At 69.2% G+C, this 17,820-nt stretch carries 19 protein-coding genes and 1 pseudogene; 11 read left to right on the top strand and 9 right to left on the bottom strand.

The genetic code is table 11. The features are described 5' to 3' along the window. Positions 1-29: 29 nt before the first annotated feature. The gene (locus tag ASC99_RS18060) at positions 30-830 is read left to right on the top strand and encodes a DeoR/GlpR family DNA-binding transcription regulator (protein ID WP_057233209.1); all 801 of its coding nucleotides are present in this window, start codon (positions 30-32) and stop codon (positions 828-830) included. A gap of 5 nt (positions 831-835) precedes the next feature. Here ASC99_RS18060 and ASC99_RS18055 read toward each other — a convergent pair whose 3' ends face one another. From ASC99_RS18055 to ASC99_RS18045, 3 genes are all read right to left on the bottom strand, one after another. Then, on the bottom strand, positions 836-1,336 hold the full coding sequence (locus ASC99_RS18055) for a GNAT family N-acetyltransferase (protein ID WP_057233207.1): 501 nt from the start codon (positions 1,334-1,336) through the stop codon (positions 836-838). 45 nt (positions 1,337-1,381) lie between these two features. Then, positions 1,382-2,485 (bottom strand): PLP-dependent cysteine synthase family protein, encoded by a 1,104-nt coding sequence (locus ASC99_RS18050; RefSeq protein ID WP_057233205.1) that lies wholly within the window; start codon positions 2,483-2,485, stop codon positions 1,382-1,384. A gap of 482 nt (positions 2,486-2,967) precedes the next feature. Further along, positions 2,968-3,426, bottom strand: coding sequence for a MarR family winged helix-turn-helix transcriptional regulator (locus ASC99_RS18045; RefSeq protein ID WP_057233203.1), 459 nt, complete (start codon positions 3,424-3,426; stop codon positions 2,968-2,970). Positions 3,427-3,511: 85 nt separating this feature from the next. Between ASC99_RS18045 and ASC99_RS18040 the strand changes: the two genes are divergently transcribed. Further along, positions 3,512-3,883: a VOC family protein gene (locus ASC99_RS18040; RefSeq protein ID WP_057233201.1), complete on the top strand. Its 372-nt coding sequence runs from the start codon at positions 3,512-3,514 to the stop codon at positions 3,881-3,883. A gap of 2 nt (positions 3,884-3,885) precedes the next feature. Further along, positions 3,886-4,851: a DNA-3-methyladenine glycosylase gene (locus ASC99_RS18035; protein WP_057233199.1), complete on the top strand. Its 966-nt coding sequence runs from the start codon at positions 3,886-3,888 to the stop codon at positions 4,849-4,851. 480 nt (positions 4,852-5,331) lie between these two features. On the opposite strand, the pseudogene ASC99_RS40645 reads toward ASC99_RS18035, so the two are convergent. Continuing rightward, a pseudogene (locus tag ASC99_RS40645) lies at positions 5,332-5,454 on the bottom strand (VapC toxin family PIN domain ribonuclease); the annotation flags it as partial. 168 nt (positions 5,455-5,622) lie between these two features. Here ASC99_RS40645 and ASC99_RS18030 point away from each other — a divergent pair. The 4 genes from ASC99_RS18030 to ASC99_RS18010 all read left to right on the top strand — a co-directional run bounded on the left by ASC99_RS18030 (position 5,623) and on the right by ASC99_RS18010 (position 9,817). Further along, positions 5,623-6,381, top strand: coding sequence for an IclR family transcriptional regulator (locus ASC99_RS18030; protein ID WP_057233197.1), 759 nt, complete (start codon positions 5,623-5,625; stop codon positions 6,379-6,381). Positions 6,382-6,477: 96 nt separating this feature from the next. Beyond that, positions 6,478-7,737 (top strand): PP2C family protein-serine/threonine phosphatase, encoded by a 1,260-nt coding sequence (locus tag ASC99_RS18025; RefSeq protein WP_082598420.1) that lies wholly within the window; start codon positions 6,478-6,480, stop codon positions 7,735-7,737. Between the two features lie 1,259 nt (positions 7,738-8,996). Then, a complete protein-coding gene (locus ASC99_RS18015; protein ID WP_057233193.1) occupies positions 8,997-9,398 on the top strand; it encodes a hypothetical protein in 402 nt (133 codons plus the stop codon). Next, on the top strand, positions 9,395-9,817 hold the full coding sequence (locus tag ASC99_RS18010; protein ID WP_057233191.1) for a DUF6086 family protein: 423 nt from the start codon (positions 9,395-9,397) through the stop codon (positions 9,815-9,817). The genes ASC99_RS18015 and ASC99_RS18010 overlap by 4 nt, the downstream gene beginning before the upstream one ends. Before the next feature lie 48 nt (positions 9,818-9,865). Here the strand turns inward: ASC99_RS18010 and ASC99_RS40640 are convergent, their stop codons facing one another. The 3 genes from ASC99_RS40640 to ASC99_RS17995 form a co-directional block, all read right to left on the bottom strand. Beyond that, positions 9,866-10,273, bottom strand: a complete 408-nt coding sequence (locus tag ASC99_RS40640; RefSeq protein ID WP_235502588.1) for a transposase — start codon at positions 10,271-10,273, stop codon at positions 9,866-9,868. 235 nt (positions 10,274-10,508) lie between these two features. Then, a complete protein-coding gene (locus tag ASC99_RS40635) occupies positions 10,509-11,465 on the bottom strand; it encodes an ISL3 family transposase (RefSeq protein ID WP_235502587.1) in 957 nt (318 codons plus the stop codon). 271 nt (positions 11,466-11,736) lie between these two features. Next, complete coding sequence (locus tag ASC99_RS17995) at positions 11,737-12,858, bottom strand: hypothetical protein (protein WP_057233189.1); 1,122 nt, start codon at positions 12,856-12,858, stop codon at positions 11,737-11,739. Positions 12,859-13,157: 299 nt separating this feature from the next. On the opposite strand from ASC99_RS17995, the gene ASC99_RS17985 reads away from it, so the two are divergent. After that, a complete protein-coding gene (locus ASC99_RS17985) occupies positions 13,158-14,186 on the top strand; it encodes a YncE family protein (protein ID WP_162257892.1) in 1,029 nt (342 codons plus the stop codon). A 310-nt stretch (positions 14,187-14,496) separates the two neighbouring features. After that, positions 14,497-14,784 carry a hypothetical protein gene (locus tag ASC99_RS17980; RefSeq protein ID WP_057233182.1) on the top strand — a complete coding sequence of 96 codons (288 nt, stop codon included), beginning with the start codon at positions 14,497-14,499 and terminating at the stop codon, positions 14,782-14,784. 230 nt (positions 14,785-15,014) lie between these two features. Here ASC99_RS17980 and ASC99_RS17975 read toward each other — a convergent pair whose 3' ends face one another. Beyond that, the gene (locus ASC99_RS17975; RefSeq protein WP_057233402.1) at positions 15,015-15,875 is read right to left on the bottom strand and encodes a PhzF family phenazine biosynthesis protein; all 861 of its coding nucleotides are present in this window, start codon (positions 15,873-15,875) and stop codon (positions 15,015-15,017) included. 177 nt (positions 15,876-16,052) lie between these two features. On the opposite strand from ASC99_RS17975, the gene ASC99_RS17970 reads away from it, so the two are divergent. Beyond that, positions 16,053-16,238, top strand: coding sequence for a hypothetical protein (locus ASC99_RS17970; RefSeq protein ID WP_057233180.1), 186 nt, complete (start codon positions 16,053-16,055; stop codon positions 16,236-16,238). 1 nt (position 16,239) lies between these two features. Here the strand turns inward: ASC99_RS17970 and ASC99_RS17965 are convergent, their stop codons facing one another. Beyond that, on the bottom strand, positions 16,240-16,623 hold the full coding sequence (locus ASC99_RS17965; protein ID WP_057233178.1) for a MerR family transcriptional regulator: 384 nt from the start codon (positions 16,621-16,623) through the stop codon (positions 16,240-16,242). Positions 16,624-16,689: 66 nt separating this feature from the next. Between ASC99_RS17965 and ASC99_RS17960 the strand changes: the two genes are divergently transcribed. Further along, positions 16,690-17,820 carry an alkene reductase gene (locus ASC99_RS17960; protein ID WP_057233177.1) on the top strand — a complete coding sequence of 377 codons (1,131 nt, stop codon included), beginning with the start codon at positions 16,690-16,692 and terminating at the stop codon, positions 17,818-17,820.

Genomic DNA, 17,820 nt, shown 5'->3' with positions numbered 1-17,820 from the left:
CGGAGGGAACCCACCGAAAGGCCGATCAGATGTCCGACACCAGCAACCTGCTCGCCGAGCAGCGCCGGGCGCTGATCCTCGACGAGGTCCGGCGACGTGGCGGGGTCCGGGTCAACGAGCTCACCCAGCGCCTCAACGTGTCCGACATGACGATCCGTCGGGACCTGGACGCGCTGGCCAGGACCGGAGCGGTCGAGAAGGTGCACGGCGGCGCAGTCGCACCCGGTGCACCGCTCGCCCACGAGCCCGGCTTCGAGGCCAAGTCCTCGCTCGAGCCCTCCGCCAAGGAGCAGATCGCCAAGGCCGCCGCCGCCCTGGTCACCCCCGGCAGCGCGATCGCCCTCTCCGGCGGCACCACCACCTACGCGCTGGCCCAGCAGCTGCTGGAGATCGACCGGTTGACCGTGGTGACCAACTCGGTGCCGGTCTCCGAGGTCTTCGAACGGGCCCGTCGCCAGGGCGCCGGCGCGGCCACCACCGTGATCCTCACCGGCGGCGTCCGCACCCCCTCCGACGCCTTGGTCGGCCCGGTCGCCGACCGGGCGATCCGCTCGCTCCGCTTCGACCTGCTCTTCCTCGGCGCCCACGGCCTCTCCGCCGAGGCCGGCCTGAGCACCCCCAACCTGGCCGAGGCCGAGACCAACCGCGCCCTGATCGACTCCGCCCGCCGCACCGTGGTGGTCGCCGACCACACCAAGTGGGGCGTGGTCGCGCTCTCCTCCATCGCCCCGCTCGCCGCCGTGGACAGCTGGGTCACCGACCCGGGCCTCCCTGCACAGGCCGCCGACGAGGCCCGTGCGCAGCTGCGCGAGCTGCTGATCGCGGACTGAGCCTGCTACTCGCTGTCCACCAGCGGAAGTTCGTAGTGCAGCGAGTCGCCGTCGGTGCGAACCAGCGCCAGGCCCGCCTTGCGCAGCACACCCTGGGAGGCCGGGTTGTCGGTCGTGGTCTCCGCGCGGAACACCAGCGCGCCCGCCGACCTGGCGTGCGCCAGCACCGCGAGCACCGCCTCGGTCGCGTACCCCTGGCCACGGGTGGCCTCGGCCAGGCCGTAGCCGACCTCGACCCCGCCGTTCTCGTCCGGGCCGCCGTGGAAACCGATGCCGCCGATCGCGACGCCGTCCTCGCGGCGGCGGATCTCGAAGTTGCCGAACGGGTGCGGGTCGTTGCCGTCCTGACAGCCCTTCAGGAACATCCGGGCACCCGTCTTCTCCCCCTCGGTCGGGTAGCCGGGCGCCCAGAGGTCGGTGGGCCCGGGTTCACCGGCCACCACCCGTCCTGCCTCCTCGGGGGTGAACGGGTGCAGGGTCAGGCGTTCAGTCAGAAGATCATCCATGGCGCACTGAATATCATCCGCCCAGCTCCGGGCGCCAGCGGTTATTCAGCTCAGGCCGGCCTCGCCCTTGAGGAAGCGCTCCAACTCGTCCACGTACGGGGCGATGTCGATGCCCTGGCCGGCCAGCCAGTCGTCGTTGTAGTACTTGTCCAGGTAGCGGTCGCCCGGGTCGCAGATCAGCGTCACCACGCTGCCGCGCTGCCCGGCCGCCCGCATCTCGGCGACGATCCGCAGCGCGCTCCACAGCCCCGTCCCGGTCGACGCCCCGGCCGTCTTCCCGAGCACCCGCTCCAGCACCCGCATCGCGGCGATCGACGCGGCGTCCGGCACCTTCATCATCCGGTCGATCGCCCCGGGCACGAAGCTCGGCTCCATCCGCGGCCGCCCGATCCCCTCGATCCGGGACCCCCGGTCACAGGTGGCGTCCGGGTTGTGGTCGACCCAGCCCTCGAAGAAGCAGGAGTTCTCCGGGTCGGCGACGCAGATCCGGGTGTCGTGCTGCTGGTAGTGCACGTACCGCGCGATGGTGGCCGAGGTGCCACCCGTCCCGGCGGTGGCGACGATCCAGGCCGGCTCCGGGTGCGGCTCCAGGCTCAGCTGAGCGAAGATCGACTCCGCGATGTTGTTGTTCCCCCGCCAGTCGGTGGCCCGCTCCGCGTAGGTGAACTGGTCCATGTAGTGCCCGCCGGTCTGCTCGGCCAGCTGCGCCGAGACCTCGTAGACCTCACAGGCACTGTCGACAAGGTGACACTCGCCGCCGTGGAACTCGATCAGGTCGATCTTGGCCTGACTGGTCGTCTTCGCCATCACCGCGACGAACGGCACCCCGATCAGCTTGGCGAAGTACGCCTCCGACACCGCCGTCGACCCACTGGACGCCTCGATCACCGGCTTCCCAGGCCTGATCCACCCGTTGCACAGCGCGTACAGGAACAGCGACCGGGCCAGCCGGTGCTTCAGACTCCCGGTCGGGTGGGTCGACTCGTCCTTGAGATAGAGGTCGATCCCCCACTCCTCCGGCAGCGGGAAGCGCAGCAGATGCGTGTCGGCCGACCGGTTCGAGTCGGCCTGGACCTTCCGAACCGCCTCCTTGAGCCAGGCCCGGTACACCGGGTCGGTACGGTCCACGTCCGTGCTCTCGCTGGCCATCGCGCTGGTCTCCTCGGTATCGCGGTCAACTCCCGTGGGCAGTACCGAGTGTAACAAGTAATTACGATAAGTAACTTTACTGCTAACCCCAGCTTCCGCTTATCGCACGCACCCGCTGTATCGACCCGGGCCTCGGACTGGCAACGGAGGCGGCGGCAACATCTCAACGGTGACCGGGCGGCCGAGCCGCAGTGCAAGCGGGAACAGAATCCCGTGGAGTGCGGCCAACCACCTGCGGGACGTGTTCGTGCGCAAGCTCTCCCTGCCCGCTCCCGGCCCCCGGGCGGTCAGGATCCGCCTCTGGGAAGGAGCCGATACTGTCGGCGAACCCCAGGCCGAGACGGAGTGGTCACGCGAGTGACGCACCCGGCCCCAGCTGACGAGATCCGTACGCCCACCAACTGTTCGCCCGACCGTTCAGGAGCATCCGTAGCTGCCAACGGTCGCGTTCTGACTGGTGACAGCTCGACGCGTGGCCGCGCTCACCCGTCGAGTGCCGCCGCCATACGGTCGACGTCGGCGAGGAGCTGGGCGAGACGTTGCTCCGGGACTGCGTCGGTCATGCGTTGGTCGATGGCGTAGACAGTGGAGCGTGCCGCCGCGAGGCGGCGGTGGCCCTTCTCGGTGAGGTGGGCGGGCAGAGCACGGCCGCGGTCGGTGGTGGCCGGCCGGGTGATGAGGCCGGCGTCTTGCAGTCCGCGCAGGACGACATTCATGGACTGCCGCGTAACGAAGGTGCCGCGGGCCAGCTCGGCATTGGACAGGCCAGGGCGCTGGTCCAGGAGTTCGAGGCAGGCGTACTGCGGCACCGTCAGGTCGTACTCACGCAGCGCTCTGTCCATCGCGCCTCGCAGTGCGGCGGCGGCGCGCTTGAGGCGATATCCCAGGCGCTCGGTCACGTCGGCGGCCGGGGCCTGGCTGGAGGGTGTCCCATCATGCATGTCAGGAGTTTGACATGCATGGAAGGTGCCGTCTATTTTCGGGGCATGTCAAAGTCCTGACATACACCGTGTTCAAGGAGTACTCATGACTGTCACCGTCAGCGGGCCGGACTTCATCGCTCTGCAGGTGCGCAATGTCGAAGCCGCCGCCGCCTTCTACGAGGAGCACCTCGGGCTGCGCCGGACGCCCGCTTCGCCGCCCGGCGCCGTGGTGTTCGCCACCGAGCCGGTTCCGTTCGCCGTCCGCGAGCCGCTGCCGGGAGTGGATCTCGACGCCGTCGAGCGACCCGGCCTCGGGGTCGCCCTGTGGTTCCGGACCACTGACGCGCAAGCCCTGCACGACCGGCTCCACTCCGCCGGGATCCCCATCGTCAAGGCCCCCGAGGATGGTCCGTTCGGCAGGATGTTCACCTTCGTCGGACCGGAGGGCTACGCCATCACCACACACGAGGGCTGACCATGACCGCCGTCGCCATCACCCCGCGCGGGCCCTTCTCCCTCGCGGCGAGCATGCACTTCCTGGAGGGCTTCACACCCGCCGGGTACACCTCGGACGGCAGAGTGCTGCGCCTGGCCTTTCCCTCCGACGACGGCCGCTCGACGGTGAGCGCGAGCGTGTGGCAGGCGAACGACCCGGAGGGCACCGTGCTGGCGGATGTCACCGTGCACACCGGGAATCCGGGCGAGGAGAGGATGGGCCCGGCAGCTGCGGAATCGAATGGTGGGAGCGCGGTGCGGGCGCAAATGGCCCGCATCCTCTCGCTCGACGTCGATGGCAGCGGGTTCCCACGGCTCGCCGAGGACGATCCGGTCCTGGCCGAACTCATCGCGGCGTACCCGGGGTTGCGGCCGGTGTGCTTCTACTCGCCGTACGAGGCTGCGGCCTGGGCGGTCATCGGCCACCGCATCCGGATGGTCCAGGCCGCCGCGATCAAGGCCCGCATCTCCGAGCACCATGGACAGCGCGTCACCGTCGCGGGAGAGTCGCTGCACGCCTTCCCCACCCCTCTGGTCCTTCGCGGACTCAGCGGTTTTCCGGGCCTGCCCGAGACGAAGGTCGAACGGCTGCGTCTCCTTGCCGACGCGGCTCTCGCCGGTGATCTCGACGCCGCCGGGCTGCGCGCGATGCCGGTGGAGGACGCCCTCGCTCATCTGCGGACCCTGCCCGGCATCGGCCCCTTCTCCGCGGAGCTCATCCTCATCCGCGGTGCCGGACACCCCGACACCTTCCCCCGCCATGAACGTCGGCTCCACGCCTCGATGGCCGATGCCTACGGACTCGGCGATCCCGCCGCCTCCGACGCGCGCCGGCTCGCCGGGATCAGCGACCGCTGGGCGCCCTACCGCAGTTGGGCCGCGCTCCTGCTGCGCACCCGCTGGGAGGAGATGAGCCGGGCGGCGTCCCGCGGTCGCTCGGTGCGCTAGTGCTCGCGGCGGGTCCGCCGGCACCGCAACCGCCACGGGGCCTTATCGATCGTGCCGCGTGCCACGCCGAAATGCTTGGCGAGCTCGGGGTCCTCGGCGCCCTGAGCGAGTGGTCATACAGCTCATGGGCTGGTCGTCCACCGCAATGGCAGCCCGGTATCTGGCAGGTGGCCAAAGGACGCCGAGGGTGGCGATCCGGAGGGCTCCGAAAAGGGCCGTTGAGACTACAGATGAGACTGTGAACGCCGAAGGCCCCGACCGCTGAGCGGTCGGGGCCTTCGAGCTGCCCTGGCGGGCAGAGGCGGAGGATACGAGATTCGAACTCGTGAGGGGTTGCCCCCAACACGCCTTCCAAATTTTCGTCCGGCTGTTCGCGATAGATCAGCGCTGTCCTGACCTGCGCCGGAACGGCTATCGGGCGGGGCTGTGAACGGTGCGGGACGGGGATGAATGCAACCAAAACTGCAACCAGTCCTGGGTCTACTTTCCGGCTGCGGGTCCGTACCACTGGAGAGCTTGTCCGGTGAAGGCAGCGATGCACTCAAAGTCCCGGTCGCGGTGCAGGAGGGTCAGGCCCTGCAGTTCCGCCGTGGCGGCGACCAGCCAGGCCGAGTCGGTCCTCGAACGCGTATACGAGGTGCGGGGCATCGACCTCGCCGACCAGCTGAGCCGGGAGGCCAAGGACCTCGACGAGACGGTGTGAAACGGGTCGGCCGGGGCCGGTCCAGGCTGAGCTTGCTGGCGCGGTGCCGCCGAGCGCAAGCTTGTGACATGGGTCCTCATGGCAGCCCTACGCTCATCACTTCAGTGCAGCGAGCCTTCCGCTTGATGGAAGCCGTAGGGGCACACGAGAGCGGTGCTCCGGCGAAGCAGCTGGCACGTGAGGCAGGACTGCCACTGGCCACCACCTATCACCTGCTGCGGACGCTGGTCCACGACGGGTACCTGCGGAAGCTGGAGGACGGGGCGTACGTCATCGGAGACAGGCTGCACACGCTGCACGCCGGAAGCCGCGGCCAGGGGCTGCTCACCCGTATCCGTCCCATGCTCGCCGCTCTGCGGGACGAACTATCGGCCGCCGCCTATCTGACCTTCTACGAGGAGGGCGAGATCCGGGTCGCCGAGATTGTCGACGGCCCACGGTCACCACGGGTCGACCTCTGGGTGGGATTCGAGGACGCCGGGCACGCCACGGCGCTGGGCAAGTGCGTGCTGCGCGAGCTCGACGACGACTCCCGCAACGACTACCTCTCCCGGCATTCCCTCGCCGACCTCACGCCCCGCACCATCACCCACCGTTCCGAACTGCTTCGGCAACTCGACTCAACCCCCACCGCCCCGGCCATCATGGACCTGGAGGAGTACGCCCTGGGCACGATCTGCGTCGCGGTGCCCGTGTACAGCGGGCACAAACTCGGCTCGCTCGGTGTCTCACTCCGGGCAGACCGGCTCTCCCGCATCGAACAGGTCCGAGCGCGGCTGGTCCCGACAGCGAGCCGTGTGACCAGGGGCCTTTCGCTCACTATCTGAAAATATCGTCCTTGCGGCTCCCGCACGGCTACCTGTTCTCTGGATGAAACGGACAGGCGCACGCGCCATGAGCAGGAGAGAGCTGCGGAAGAGGACATGAGCCATGCCCAAGAGCATCAGCGCGATCATCGGCCGACGTCGCAGCTCAGGAAGCGGCTTTGCCTGGGGTCGGCGGGCCCGGCCCCGAGAACAGCGCCGCCGGAGCAGTCACGCATCGCCGCCCACCTCGCCGCCTGGGCGCCCTCACTGATCGTCTCTGCCGTTGCACTCCTCGCCCTCATCAGCGGAGCCGGGATGACCTGGTTGCCGCTGCTCGCCGTCGGGCCTGCGCTGGCCGCCGCCACCACCAGCCCGTGGGGAGTGCTTCGGATCGGCTTCCTCGCCGTGGCGCTGGGTGCCGTGCTCGGCGCCCGTGGCGGTGCTTCGGTCCGTGAGCAGGCAATCGTGCTGTCCGCGCTGCTCGCCGTTACCCTAGCGAGCAGCCAGGCCAGCGCGCTGCGCGGCCGTCGCGAACGGGTACTGGCGGCCGTCCGCTCAGTCGCCGAGGCTGCCCAGCACGCCCTCCTCAAGCCCGTGCCCGCCACTGTCGGCGAGTTCCAGGTGGCCGTCCGCTACAGCGCCGCCGCGGCGGAGGCCCGGATCGGCGGCGACCTCTACGCCCTGATCCCCACTCCGTACGGGGTCAGGCTGATCGTCGGCGACGTGCGCGGCAAGGGGCTACCCGCGGTGGGCACCGCCGCTCTGGTGCTCGGTGTCTTCCGCGAGGCCGCCTACGACGAACCGGACCTCCTCGACGCCGTCGGCAGGATAGAGCGGAGCCTGGCGCGCAACCTGGGTCCCGACGACTTCGTCACCGCCGTGGTCGTCGGGTACCCCGGGGCCGGGCGCATGGAGGTGGTCAACTGCGGACACGCCCCGCCGCTGGTGGTTCGCGATTTTGAGGTCACGGCTGTCGAGCCGACGCATCCGGCTCCACCGCTCGGGCTGCGGGCCCTCACCGGCGAGACCCCGAGTCTCCAGGTGCTGCCCTTCGCCGACGGTGACCAGCTGCTCCTCTACACCGACGGGGTCACCGAGGCCCGCAACCACAGTCGTGAGTTCTACCCGCTCATGGAGCGGGTGGCGCGGCACGTGTCGAACGAGCCGTCCCGTACCCTCACCGCACTCCACGACGAACTGCTGGCACACGTCGGCGGTCGGCTCCACGACGACGCGGCGCTGCTCCTGCTCCGGAAGCCGGCCGTTGTCGGCTCCACGTCGGCCCCTGAGCGCCGGGCTTCGGTCGCGGGCCGGCTTCTTGCCCAGCCGAAACACACGGACGCAGTCGTGGAGACGTTCGGTCGCGACGGAAACTGAGACGCATCAACGACGAAGGCCCCGGCCGGTCTCCCGGTCGGGGCCTTCGTTTGCCCTGGCGGGCGGGTGCGGAGGATACGAGATTCGAACTCGTGAGGGGTTGCCCCCAACACGCTTTCCAATTCTGCGCGGAGCTGTCCGGCGGCATCCGTATGCGTTCTGACCTGTGGTGAAGCGGCTGGCTGAGCAGCGATTGAACCTGGCCGGACGGGGGCGAATGAGACCAGAAGTGAGACCAAGCGGCTGCTCAGCTGTGGTCCGCTAAGGCACCTTCCACGGTGCCGGTCCACGCCGATGAGGGCGCCCGTACGCGAGTACCGTGCCGACTGAACGGACTACGTCCAGCGATCCGGCGGTGCATGGGATCCACCTCCACCGTGCCGAAGCCTGGTTGCCACAGAAGCGCCGGAACGGTGGACCAGTCGGGCGCCTCGGGTCGTGGGGAACGGAGCGCGCCTCTGCCGATGCCGTGGTTCTCACCCCCGCAGAGACAGTCGCACGGGCTGTCCGGTGCCGCGTCCGCGCAGCTGGCCGAGCCGCAGAATGGAGCTCCGTCGGCGTCCGGGTGGTGCGGGCAGAGCCTGGGTGAGCACGGGGTCTGGAGATACCAGTCGAGGCATGCGACGGCGCCGGTCAGCTCGCGGTCCAGGACCGCGAGCATGACGGGTATGACGTCCTCCAGGGTGGTGATCGCGCTCCAATAGGCGACCGGGGGTGCGCTACCAAAGATCGGTTTCTGGTAGCCGGAGGCGAAGGTGCGCGCCATGGCATGGTTGCTGACCGCACACATATCCGCACCCACGCCAAACGGGCGGAAGTCACCAATTACCCATGAGTCGTCGGACACATGAGCCCACCGACTGCCGGTGATCTCGCACTGGACGTTGCCGCCCCGGATCTCGTCCCACTCGCGCACCATGCCGATGAGAACGGCCTCAGTATCGCGGCCATCGGTGAGCTCTCGCTGTTCAGCGGGCGCCTTCGCAAGGACACGGCGAAGTGTGTCTTCACCTGGCCGGGGAGTGGGCTTGTTGGAACGTGACTCGCCGCGTGACGGCTTCAAAAGGCACCTCTCACGAGAACGTGCGGCACGGGACCGGAGCGATCCTGCTCACCACGTGACTCTCGCAAACCAGCGCTGAGCCAACCTCCCTTCGAGGAACAGCGCTGCGTCTGCCCGAGCCGGTAGGTTGGTGAGGCAGGCATGAACGGCCGGCGGCGCCCATTCCGCCGGGCTGACCGAGGGGAGCGCGTCCAAAATGGCCCTTCAGGAAACGTCGCCGGGGCAGGCGCGGGAGTGGTCGGCCGGGGAGCGACTGGTGGCCGAGCAACTTCAGGTGCCCGTGCTCGCGGGGCGCCTGTACCTGCTACCCGACGAGACCGTCGATGGTGCGGCCGCCTACCGCGAGGACATTGCGGGGCTGATCAAGACCCTGCGGCGGGACGGGGTCGACATCGATTTCGCGCTTCCGAAGAACGCCCGCGGCTACCGGAGCGAGTACAGCGCGGAGAGTGTTGTTGCATCGATTGCAGTCGCTGTGGCCATCGGCGTCTCCAGCGACGCGATCAAGGCTGCGGCAAAGGCCATCGCGACGGCAGTCCGGGCGCGGGTGCGATCCACTCTGGGACGTAGCGAGACCGGCATGGAGGGACTGCATTGAGCCAGTACTACGACATAGGTGACGAGACCCTGTGGAACCCGTCGAACGGGGCGTCCCGGCTGTTCATGACCCAGGTAAGCGTCTACCAAGCCGAACTGGGTCTGCCATCCGGCATCGGCCCCATGCAGGCTGACGAGTGCCAGATCGACCCCATCGTGTTCAAAGAGTTCGTCGACGCCCTGCTCGTATGGCACCGGAGAACAAGTCACGCCGTCATGGTTGCCCTGTCCGAGGGCTTCGTCGCTACGGTGCTGGTCCTGGCAGAGAGGGCAAGCATCGAGGTGAACTGGCAGCCAGCGGGCTTCGCTGAGAACGACAGCCGCAAGGATGTTCAGGTGCCAGCGGCTCCGCGTGAGGAAGCTTGGGCGACCGCCCTCCAGGCCAAGTCGCGCGAACTGGGCCGCTTCATGGCAGCCTGAGCCCGGTCTGCCCCGCGAAGTGTTTGGAAGCCATCAGAAGGCGATGTCCTATGAGTAGAGCAGGACGTGCTTGCGGAGGAGAGCGAAGCCGGCTCGGCCGAACATCTGGCGCTTGAGCATCTTGATCCGGTTGACATGGCCTTCGACGACGCCGGAGTTCCAGGGCAGGGTGAGGCCAGCCGTGACGGCATCACGATCGCGGTCGATGCCGGTGGCAAGGCTGTGGAGGCTGGGCAGGTCGTCCTGGCGGACCGCGTCGAGCCATTCCGGGAGCCGTTCGCCCTGGCGTTCCGTCAGCATTACCGCGAAGGAGCGGACGTGTCGAGTCAGGGCGCCGAGCTCGGGGCAGTGAGCCAGGACGTTCTTGAGCTGGAGCTCTTCGGCTTCGGACAGCGCCGTGGGCCGTCGGAGGATCCAGCCGGCGACGGTGCGGGGCGACGGCGGCTGCGCGGTCACAGGCCGTGGGGAGGTCCGCTTCTGCCGCAGGTAGGCGCCGACGCGCTGGTAGCTGCCCTTGTAACCGAGCGGGACGATCTCTTCCCAGAGTTTCCAGGCGTTGGTGCAGCCCTCGTGCCACGGTCATCCAGGTAGGGCCTGTACTCGTCGAGAACGGACGGTCGGTTCTGCCACTGGCCCCGGAAGAGTTCCTCCGGATTCGCGGTGTCGGCCATTAGCTTGACCGTTCGGTAAGTCATGCCGAGTTGCCGTTGGACAGCTCGTCGGCTGTGGCCCGCGGCCAGCAGCGCGTGCACGGTGGCGTGCCGGGCTCGGGTGCGGTCGGCGAACCGGTGGCCCGTCGGCCAGGGGTCCACGGGCCCCTCCGCCGGAGGGTGTCTGGTTTCAACCTCCCTGCCAGATAGCAGAGTTGCCGCACGAAGACATTCCCGGTGGCGAGCGACGGCCCGCTCGGCTGCCTCGCTGAGGTTGTGCCAAGGTGCCAGCGATCCGCGACCTGCACAGCCTGGGGCGCTCCGGCGGTTGCACCTTCCGCGAAGAACGGAGCGCGGTCGCGGCAGACGACCTCGGCCTCCGGGCGCTCGGCCAGCCAGGCCGCCAGGCTCGACGCCTCCCGATCGGGCAGCATGTCCACCGGCCGACGGGTCTCGACGTCGACCAGCACCGTCCCGTAAGCACGGCCCTTGCGCGTCGCGTACTCATCGACGCCCACCACCCGAGGGACCGGCGACTCCGGGTCGGGAAGTCCCTCGACCAGCCGCAACACCGTGCTGCGACTCACCGACACCCCGAACACCTCTGCCAGTCGGGCACCGGCCCGCCCGGCCATCGCCAGACCGACCGCGGCGAGCGTCGACCGCAGCCGCTCGGTCCACCGACCGTGACGCCGCGTCAGCCCTTCGATCTGCTCGACGAACGTCCGCCGCCCGCACGACGAGTTGACGCATACGAAGCGCCACACACGCAGGCTCAACCGGACCCGTCTTCCCCCAACCGGCCCGTCGACAGGAAACCGCAGGTAGGAGCTGTGAACACGGGTCGACCAGTTCTCACACCCCGGGCAACTGTCACCAGTTGCCGAGGACTTCACCCTCACGTTCACCGACTTGAGGTCCACGTCGACCGACAGCACCGCGACACCCGAGACCGACGGGAACAGCAACCCCTCCAACCGGGGCACCAGATCATCCACAGTCCCGCACTGTCAGCCATCACTACCCGGTCACGGGCGAATTTCAGGCAACTTGCCTACGCCAACCGCACGGCCACATCGTCACACACCGTGCGCAGACCACGGAAGTTGAGCCAGAACCGTTCTGGTTCTGGCTCAACTTCCGTGGAGAGGAGACGACGAGTGGCGAATGGGCTCCCGATCCGCTCGTCAGCCCCTACCTGGACCGCGCCTTCGCCTACGACTCGACTCGGCAGGAGCCGGCCCGGCCGGCCAGTGACCGGGTCGCAGGCTAGAGGAGGCCCGCGCGATTGTGCTGTGGGAGGTCGGCGAGGAGCTCGCGCAGCCACGGCTTGCGGACGGCAGGCAGCCGGACCAGGGTGTGTTGGAACACTCCCCGGTCAGCCCAGAACAGTCGGCCAGGGAGCAGCGCCGGCGTGTCGAAGTCGTCGCGGAGGACGCCGTCGGGCAGGCTGCCCGACGTGGGAACGGGCGGGTTCGGCTCAGGGGAGACCATCCACAGCCACACCCCGAACGGCAGTGGCACCAGATACGCCGCCGGGTCGGCCGGGCCCCAGACCTGCCCCGTCTGTGGATGGGTCGGCACAAGGAGGATGTCGGTACTCCTGTGGGGAGAAGGCTGTCCCGGTCCGGCCAGGACGGCGCGCCGCGCCAGCGGACCGGCGGGCAGCAGGGTGTCGAGCGCGCGTTGGAACACCTCCCCGACCAAGCCGTCCGGGACGACTACCGGCCGGGCCTCCGAGGCCACCAGCAGGTGAGCGAGCGCCCGGCCTGCTGCCGCCTCCCACTGCGGGCTCCACGACCACCAGTAGTTCGACCAATGACCCGCACCCGTCCGCGACCCCCATGCGGCGATTGGTTCGAAGGGGGGTGTGCCCTTCCCCTCCGTCATCAGGTCCGTCCAGGAGAGCGGTTCGGCGTCGACGCCGTCGACGGGGAGACGGCGCACGGCGTTCGGGGCGAGCCACATCGCCTGCCAGAGCGAGCAGTCGTCGATCCGGCTCGCCACGGGCAGGGCACACTCCACGCAGGCCACGTTGGGGCCGTCGGCCCCGTCAAGGCCGCAACAGTAGCCGCCCCCGCGATTCTCCGGGATCAGCACGGTTCGGCGGGCGTCGCCGGGCGCGATGACGATCGCGCCCGGCGCGCCGTCGGACAGGGCGTAGACCTGCGCGTAGACACCTCGGGCGGCCGCCTCGTTCGGATGGATCTCTTCCCACGTCCGCCACGGCGGTCCCCAGGGCTCCGAGTCCACGGCGAAGGTGCCCGACTCCATGAGCACTGGGAGCTGAATCCCGTTCCCGTACTTCTGATGGGCGTGGACCGGCAGGGTGACTTGGGACAGCGGAATGGTCAGCTCAGCGCCGCACCTCCCGCACACGAAAACGAACAAATGTCCTCCGTCTGGGAAACGGAGGCATCATCGCAGCTCGGCAGCGGCTGGCCAATCGATTTCCGGGACGGCCTGAGGCACAGTCACCCGTCACGCAGCGTGTGCAGCTCACGGAAGTTGAGCCAGAACCCGTTCTCACAGACAGAGCCAGGCCGGCACTCTTCCAGGTGATTGACGTACAGATCCGCTGACGGCCAGTCAGTCGCGGCGGTACACCGGATGGCAAGAGAGACCATCACCTCGATCCGGAGGTCCACGTGCACTTTCAGCGATCCGCTGTACGGCGAACCATCACCGCGGTGGCCATCGCGTCAGGGCTGGCACTCCTGGCACCCGCGCCTGCCACAGCCGCCCCGCCGAAGCCGCACCGGCAGGTCTACGCCTACGTCACCAGCCTCGACGGCCACGTGTACGTGATCGACACGACGACCAACACCGTCCAAGGGCTCGGGACCACCGCCGTCGGCGGCGGCCCCGACCATGTGGCGGTCACCCCCGACGGCGCCAGTCTCTACGTGACCAACGCCTTCAAGTACGTGTCGGCGGTCAACATCGCCAAGAAGACCGTCACGAACATCCCCTACGACAAGAGCGAACTCTCCCCCGACATCCTCTACGGGGAAGCGATCGCCCCCAACGGCAAGCACGCCTACGTGGCCGTCCAGAACCCCTTCCACGGGGACAAGGTGTCGGTGATCGACACCGCCACCAACCAGGTCTCCGACACCATCAAGATCAGCAGGCCCCACCAGGTGGTGATCAGTCCCAACGGCAAGCGCCTCTACGTGACCGGCGACAAGGGCGGGCTGTCCGTGATCAACACCACCAACGACCAGGTCATCGCCGCCATCCAGCTCGACGAGTCGGCCAACGGCATGGCGGTCACCCCCGACGGCAAGCGCCTCTACGTGACCGGGAACAGCGGGACCGTCTCGGTGATCAGCCTCGCGAAGCGGAAGATCGTCCACACTATCCCGGGTGCCGGCACGGGTGGGGTAGCGATCAGCCCCAACGGCAGCCGGGCCTACGTCGTCGGCGTCGACAACAAGGCCAAGCAGGGCAAGGTGTCGGTGATCAACACCGCCACCGGCACGGTCACCAAGACCATCCCCATCGGCGACGCCCTGCCGACCAACGGGCCGGGCCGGTACTTCCTTCCTTCCGAGGTGGCCGTCACCCCCGACGGAAAGAGCGCCTACGTGGTCGGCTCCTACGGCCACGGGACAGCCCAGGGGACGGTGTTCGCGATCGACACGGCGACCGACGCGGTGACCCCCATCGCCGTCGGCGCCGGCGACACCATGGGAGTGGCCACCGGGCGGCTGTGACGGCGACATGAGCTGACGCAACATCGTCGCATCGGATAATCGAGGTCGACCCGGCGCACTACAAGGTGCTGGACGCCCTGCATGCCCGGGACCAAGGGCGGCCGACCGTGAGCGGGGAGGGCCTGCGCTCCGGGCAGGTCGCCGAGGCGGCCGGGGTGAACATCCAGACCCTGCGCTGAATGCTGGAGACCGGCCGCCACAGCCGCCCCGTCCCCGGCCTGCAAGAGCGCGTCCGGTCCAAACTCGCCAAGGCGGCGAGGCCACCCGAACCGCCATTCAGCGAGCAGAACACGCCCGCACAGTAGTCGAGTTGGACGACCTCGACGGCTTCGGCGGCATCATGACTTTCCCGCTGCCCCGTCAGCTGTACTACGTCGCCGAGGCCACCGTGCACCTCGGCGAGGACCCCGCACTCGGCGAAGCCCAGTCGGAGGTCGCCGTCAACGCCTACTGCACCGCCTCCGAGGACGAGCACGTGGGGGCTGTCGGGAGCCGCAGGTGCCGCAGCGGAGGCGGTCGCCTTCATGGCGCCTTTGTCGCGGTCTACGGCCACAAGAAGGCTGAGTATCTGATCAAGCTGTGGCGCCCTGCTCCGTAAGCGCTGCCTGCCGCGGGCCGAAGAAGGTGCACAGGCACTCGGATGCCGCTGTACAGGGGTGAATGCAACCAAAACTGCTACCACGGCACGACGAAGGCCCCGACTGCTGTGCAGTCGGGGCCTCGCGTTTGCCCTGGCGGGCGGGTGCGGAGGATACGAGATTTTCGAACTCGTGAGGGGTTGCCCCCAACACGCTTTCTAAGCCAGGGGGCTACTGGTACCCGCAGGCCCTACCTGACGGCCGGGATACGGACCGCCGCTCCGCTGACCCGGATGCGCGGGTCGCCCGCGCGGAGCTCGACGCGGAGGAGCCCCGGCCGCCCGAGGTCGTGGCCCTGGTGGAGGGTCAGGACGGCGTCGGGGGTGGTCTCACCGAGGTCGCGGAGGTAGGCGCCGAAGGCGGCGGCTGCTGCGCCGGTGGCCGGGTCCTCGATGACGCCGCCGACCGGGAAGGGGTCGCGGACGTGGAAGACGTCCTTGGACTCGCGCCAGACCAGTTGAAGGGTGGTCAGGTCACGGGCCGTCATGAAGCGGGCCAGGCCGTCGAAGTCGTACGCGAGGTCGGCCAGCCGCTCGCGGGTGGCCGCGGCGAGGACCAGGTGGCGGGCGCCCGCGTACGCGATCCGGGGCGGCAGGGCGGCGTCCAGCTCGGTGGCGGACCAGCCGAGCAGCGCGAGCGCCTCGGCAACGTCGGCTGCCGAAACCTCCAGGACGTGCGGCTCGACGCTGGTCAGCGTCGCCTCCAGCGCGTCGGTTCCGGCCGTGACCGCGATCGGGACGGGACCGACTCCGGTCTCGAACAGCAGCTCACCGGGGCCGATCCGCTCGGCCAGTGCGACGGCGGTGGCCACGGTGGCGTGACCGCAGAACGGGACCTCCGCCAGCGGGCTGAAGTAGCGCACCGCGAAGCTGCGTTCGGACGCACCCGGGGTGAGGAAGGCGGTCTCGGAGTAGCCGAGCTCGGCCGCGATCGCGAGCTGGTCGGCGGAGTCGAGCCCGGTGGCGTCGAGTACCACGCCGGCGGGGTTGCCGCCCGCCGGGTCGGCGGTGAATGCGGCGTATCGGAGCACCTCAGGGGCGTTGTCGGTCATGCCGGTCGGCAACACCGCCGCCCGGCCGCCCATTCCCGGTAACACTCGACCCGCTCCGGTCACCGAGGTTTAACCCGCCCGCCCCTGCTCGGCATCCGGACGAGACCCGATGGCAAATCCCCCGTCATGACGGCCGGTCAGGCTGGAAGCACCAAACACCCCGAGAGGAAAACCCTGATGAGCGACTTCGCCTTCCTTGCCACCACCCTCGCCGCTCTCTACGTCGAGACGGACGACGGCTCCGGCGCCCCGCAGCGCGTGTCCGGCCACGAGGCCGACCGCCTGGCCACCCTCCCCCGCCACGAACACCGCCGGCCCCGGGCCGCCCGCCGCCCCCGCCTCAGCACGCGTCGACAGGCCTGACTCACCCCACGCCGAGACCCACATCGAGCAGCTCCGAGGCGCTCTCGATGACTTCGTCCAGCACGTCGCGGGAGCGGATCAGGTCGGCGATCAGACGGTTGATCCGGTCGCGTTCGACGCCGAGTTCGTCGACCAGTTGCGGGGTGGCGCGCTCGCTCGGGCCGCCGTCCGTGTCCCGCATGCAGGGCAGCAGTTGGGCGATCTTCCGGCTGTTCAGCCCGGCCGCGTAGAGTGCCTGGATCCGGATCACCCGGTCGACCGCCCAGTCGCCGTAGGTGCGTTGGCCGCCGGGGGTGCGTTCGGACCGGAGCAGGCCCTGGGTCTCGTAGTAGCGGAGCGACCGCTCGCTCACCCCGGTGTCCCGAGCCAGTTCACCGATCCGCATGCCCCMCCCCACTCGCCGCCCAACCGACTTGAACCTGACACTGATGTCAACTCCTACGGTACCGGCATGACGAACGCACCGGTGGAGTCCCGCCTCTTCGAACCTGCCCGCCTCGGCACCCTCGACCTGCCCAACCGGCTGGTGATGGCACCGATGACCCGTAACCGCGCGACGGCCGACGGCGTGCCGCTGCCGATGATGGTCACCCACTACGCACAGCGCGCCTCCGCCGGACTGATCATCGCCGAGGCGTCCAGCCCGAACGCGGTGGGGCAGACCTACCCCAACATCACCGCGATCCACACCGAGGCCCAGGTGGCCGGCTGGCGACGGGTCACCGAAGCGGTGCACACGGCAGGCGGCCGGATGTTCCTGCAGCTCCAACACGGCGGCCGGGTCGGCCACCCCGACACCAGCGGGCTGACACCGGTCGCACCCTCGCCGGTCCCGCTGCCGGAGACGGTCTTCACCCCCTCCGGCCACCAGGACGCGGCGGTGCCACGCGAGTTGACGGTCGAGGAGATCCGTTCCACCGTGGCCGACTTCGCCGCCGCCACCCGCAACGCGGTGGACGCGGGCTTCGCCGGGGTGGAGGTGCACGCCGCCAACGGCTACCTGCTGCACCAGTTCCTGGCGCAGGGCACCAACCACCGCACCGACGCGTACGGCGGCCCGGTGGCTCACCGGATCCGGTTCGTGGTCGAGGTGGTCCGGGCCGTTGCGGCGGCGATCGGCCCCGAGCGGGTGGGGGTACGGCTCTCCCCCGGAGTCAGCGTCAACGGCATCGAGGAGGGCGACACCGAGCAGATCTATCCGGCGCTGGTCACCGCCCTGGCCGAGATCGGGCCGGCCTATCTGCACCTCGTCTTCGCCGACCCGGCGCAGCCGCTCTTCCGGCAGCTCCGCAAGCTCTGGCCGAACACCCTGGTCGCCAACCCGATGCTGGGCTGGGGCGAGCCGCTGCCCGCCGATGGCGGACGGCTCAAGGGCGAGCAACTGCTGGCCGCCGGAGCCGACCTGATCTCGCTCGGCCGGGCCTTCCTGGCCAACCCGGACCTGGTGGAACGCCTGCGGACCGGCGCCCCGCTCAATCCGGTGCAGGACCACGGCCTGATGTACGTGGGCGGCGAGGCTGGGTACAACGACTATCCGACGCTGGCCGACGCTCCCGTTCCCACCGCTCCGACCTCACGTTAA

The sequence above is a fragment of the Kitasatospora sp. Root107 genome, assembly GCF_001424875.1.
Classification (GTDB): domain Bacteria; phylum Actinomycetota; class Actinomycetes; order Streptomycetales; family Streptomycetaceae; genus Kitasatospora.
This window is presented reverse-complemented; position numbering and strand designations above follow the sequence as displayed.

Coding starts and splice junctions, on each gene's coding strand:
- ASC99_RS17970 (WP_057233180.1), top strand. CDS start 16,053: ATGAGCGACTTCGCCTTCCTTGCCACCACCCTCGCCGCTCTCTACGTC.
- ASC99_RS17965 (WP_057233178.1), bottom strand. CDS start 16,623: ATGCGGATCGGTGAACTGGCTCGGGACACCGGGGTGAGCGAGCGGTCG.
- ASC99_RS18050 (WP_057233205.1), bottom strand. CDS start 2,485: ATGGCCAGCGAGAGCACGGACGTGGACCGTACCGACCCGGTGTACCGG.
- ASC99_RS18015 (WP_057233193.1), top strand. CDS start 8,997: ATGGCCCTTCAGGAAACGTCGCCGGGGCAGGCGCGGGAGTGGTCGGCC.
- ASC99_RS18025 (WP_082598420.1), top strand. CDS start 6,478: ATGAGCCATGCCCAAGAGCATCAGCGCGATCATCGGCCGACGTCGCAG.
- ASC99_RS18060 (WP_057233209.1), top strand. CDS start 30: ATGTCCGACACCAGCAACCTGCTCGCCGAGCAGCGCCGGGCGCTGATC.
- ASC99_RS18045 (WP_057233203.1), bottom strand. CDS start 3,426: ATGCATGATGGGACACCCTCCAGCCAGGCCCCGGCCGCCGACGTGACC.
- ASC99_RS18055 (WP_057233207.1), bottom strand. CDS start 1,336: ATGGATGATCTTCTGACTGAACGCCTGACCCTGCACCCGTTCACCCCC.
- ASC99_RS17960 (WP_057233177.1), top strand. CDS start 16,690: ATGACGAACGCACCGGTGGAGTCCCGCCTCTTCGAACCTGCCCGCCTC.
- ASC99_RS17975 (WP_057233402.1), bottom strand. CDS start 15,875: ATGACCGACAACGCCCCTGAGGTGCTCCGATACGCCGCATTCACCGCC.
- ASC99_RS18040 (WP_057233201.1), top strand. CDS start 3,512: ATGACTGTCACCGTCAGCGGGCCGGACTTCATCGCTCTGCAGGTGCGC.
- ASC99_RS18035 (WP_057233199.1), top strand. CDS start 3,886: ATGACCGCCGTCGCCATCACCCCGCGCGGGCCCTTCTCCCTCGCGGCG.
- ASC99_RS18030 (WP_057233197.1), top strand. CDS start 5,623: ATGGGTCCTCATGGCAGCCCTACGCTCATCACTTCAGTGCAGCGAGCC.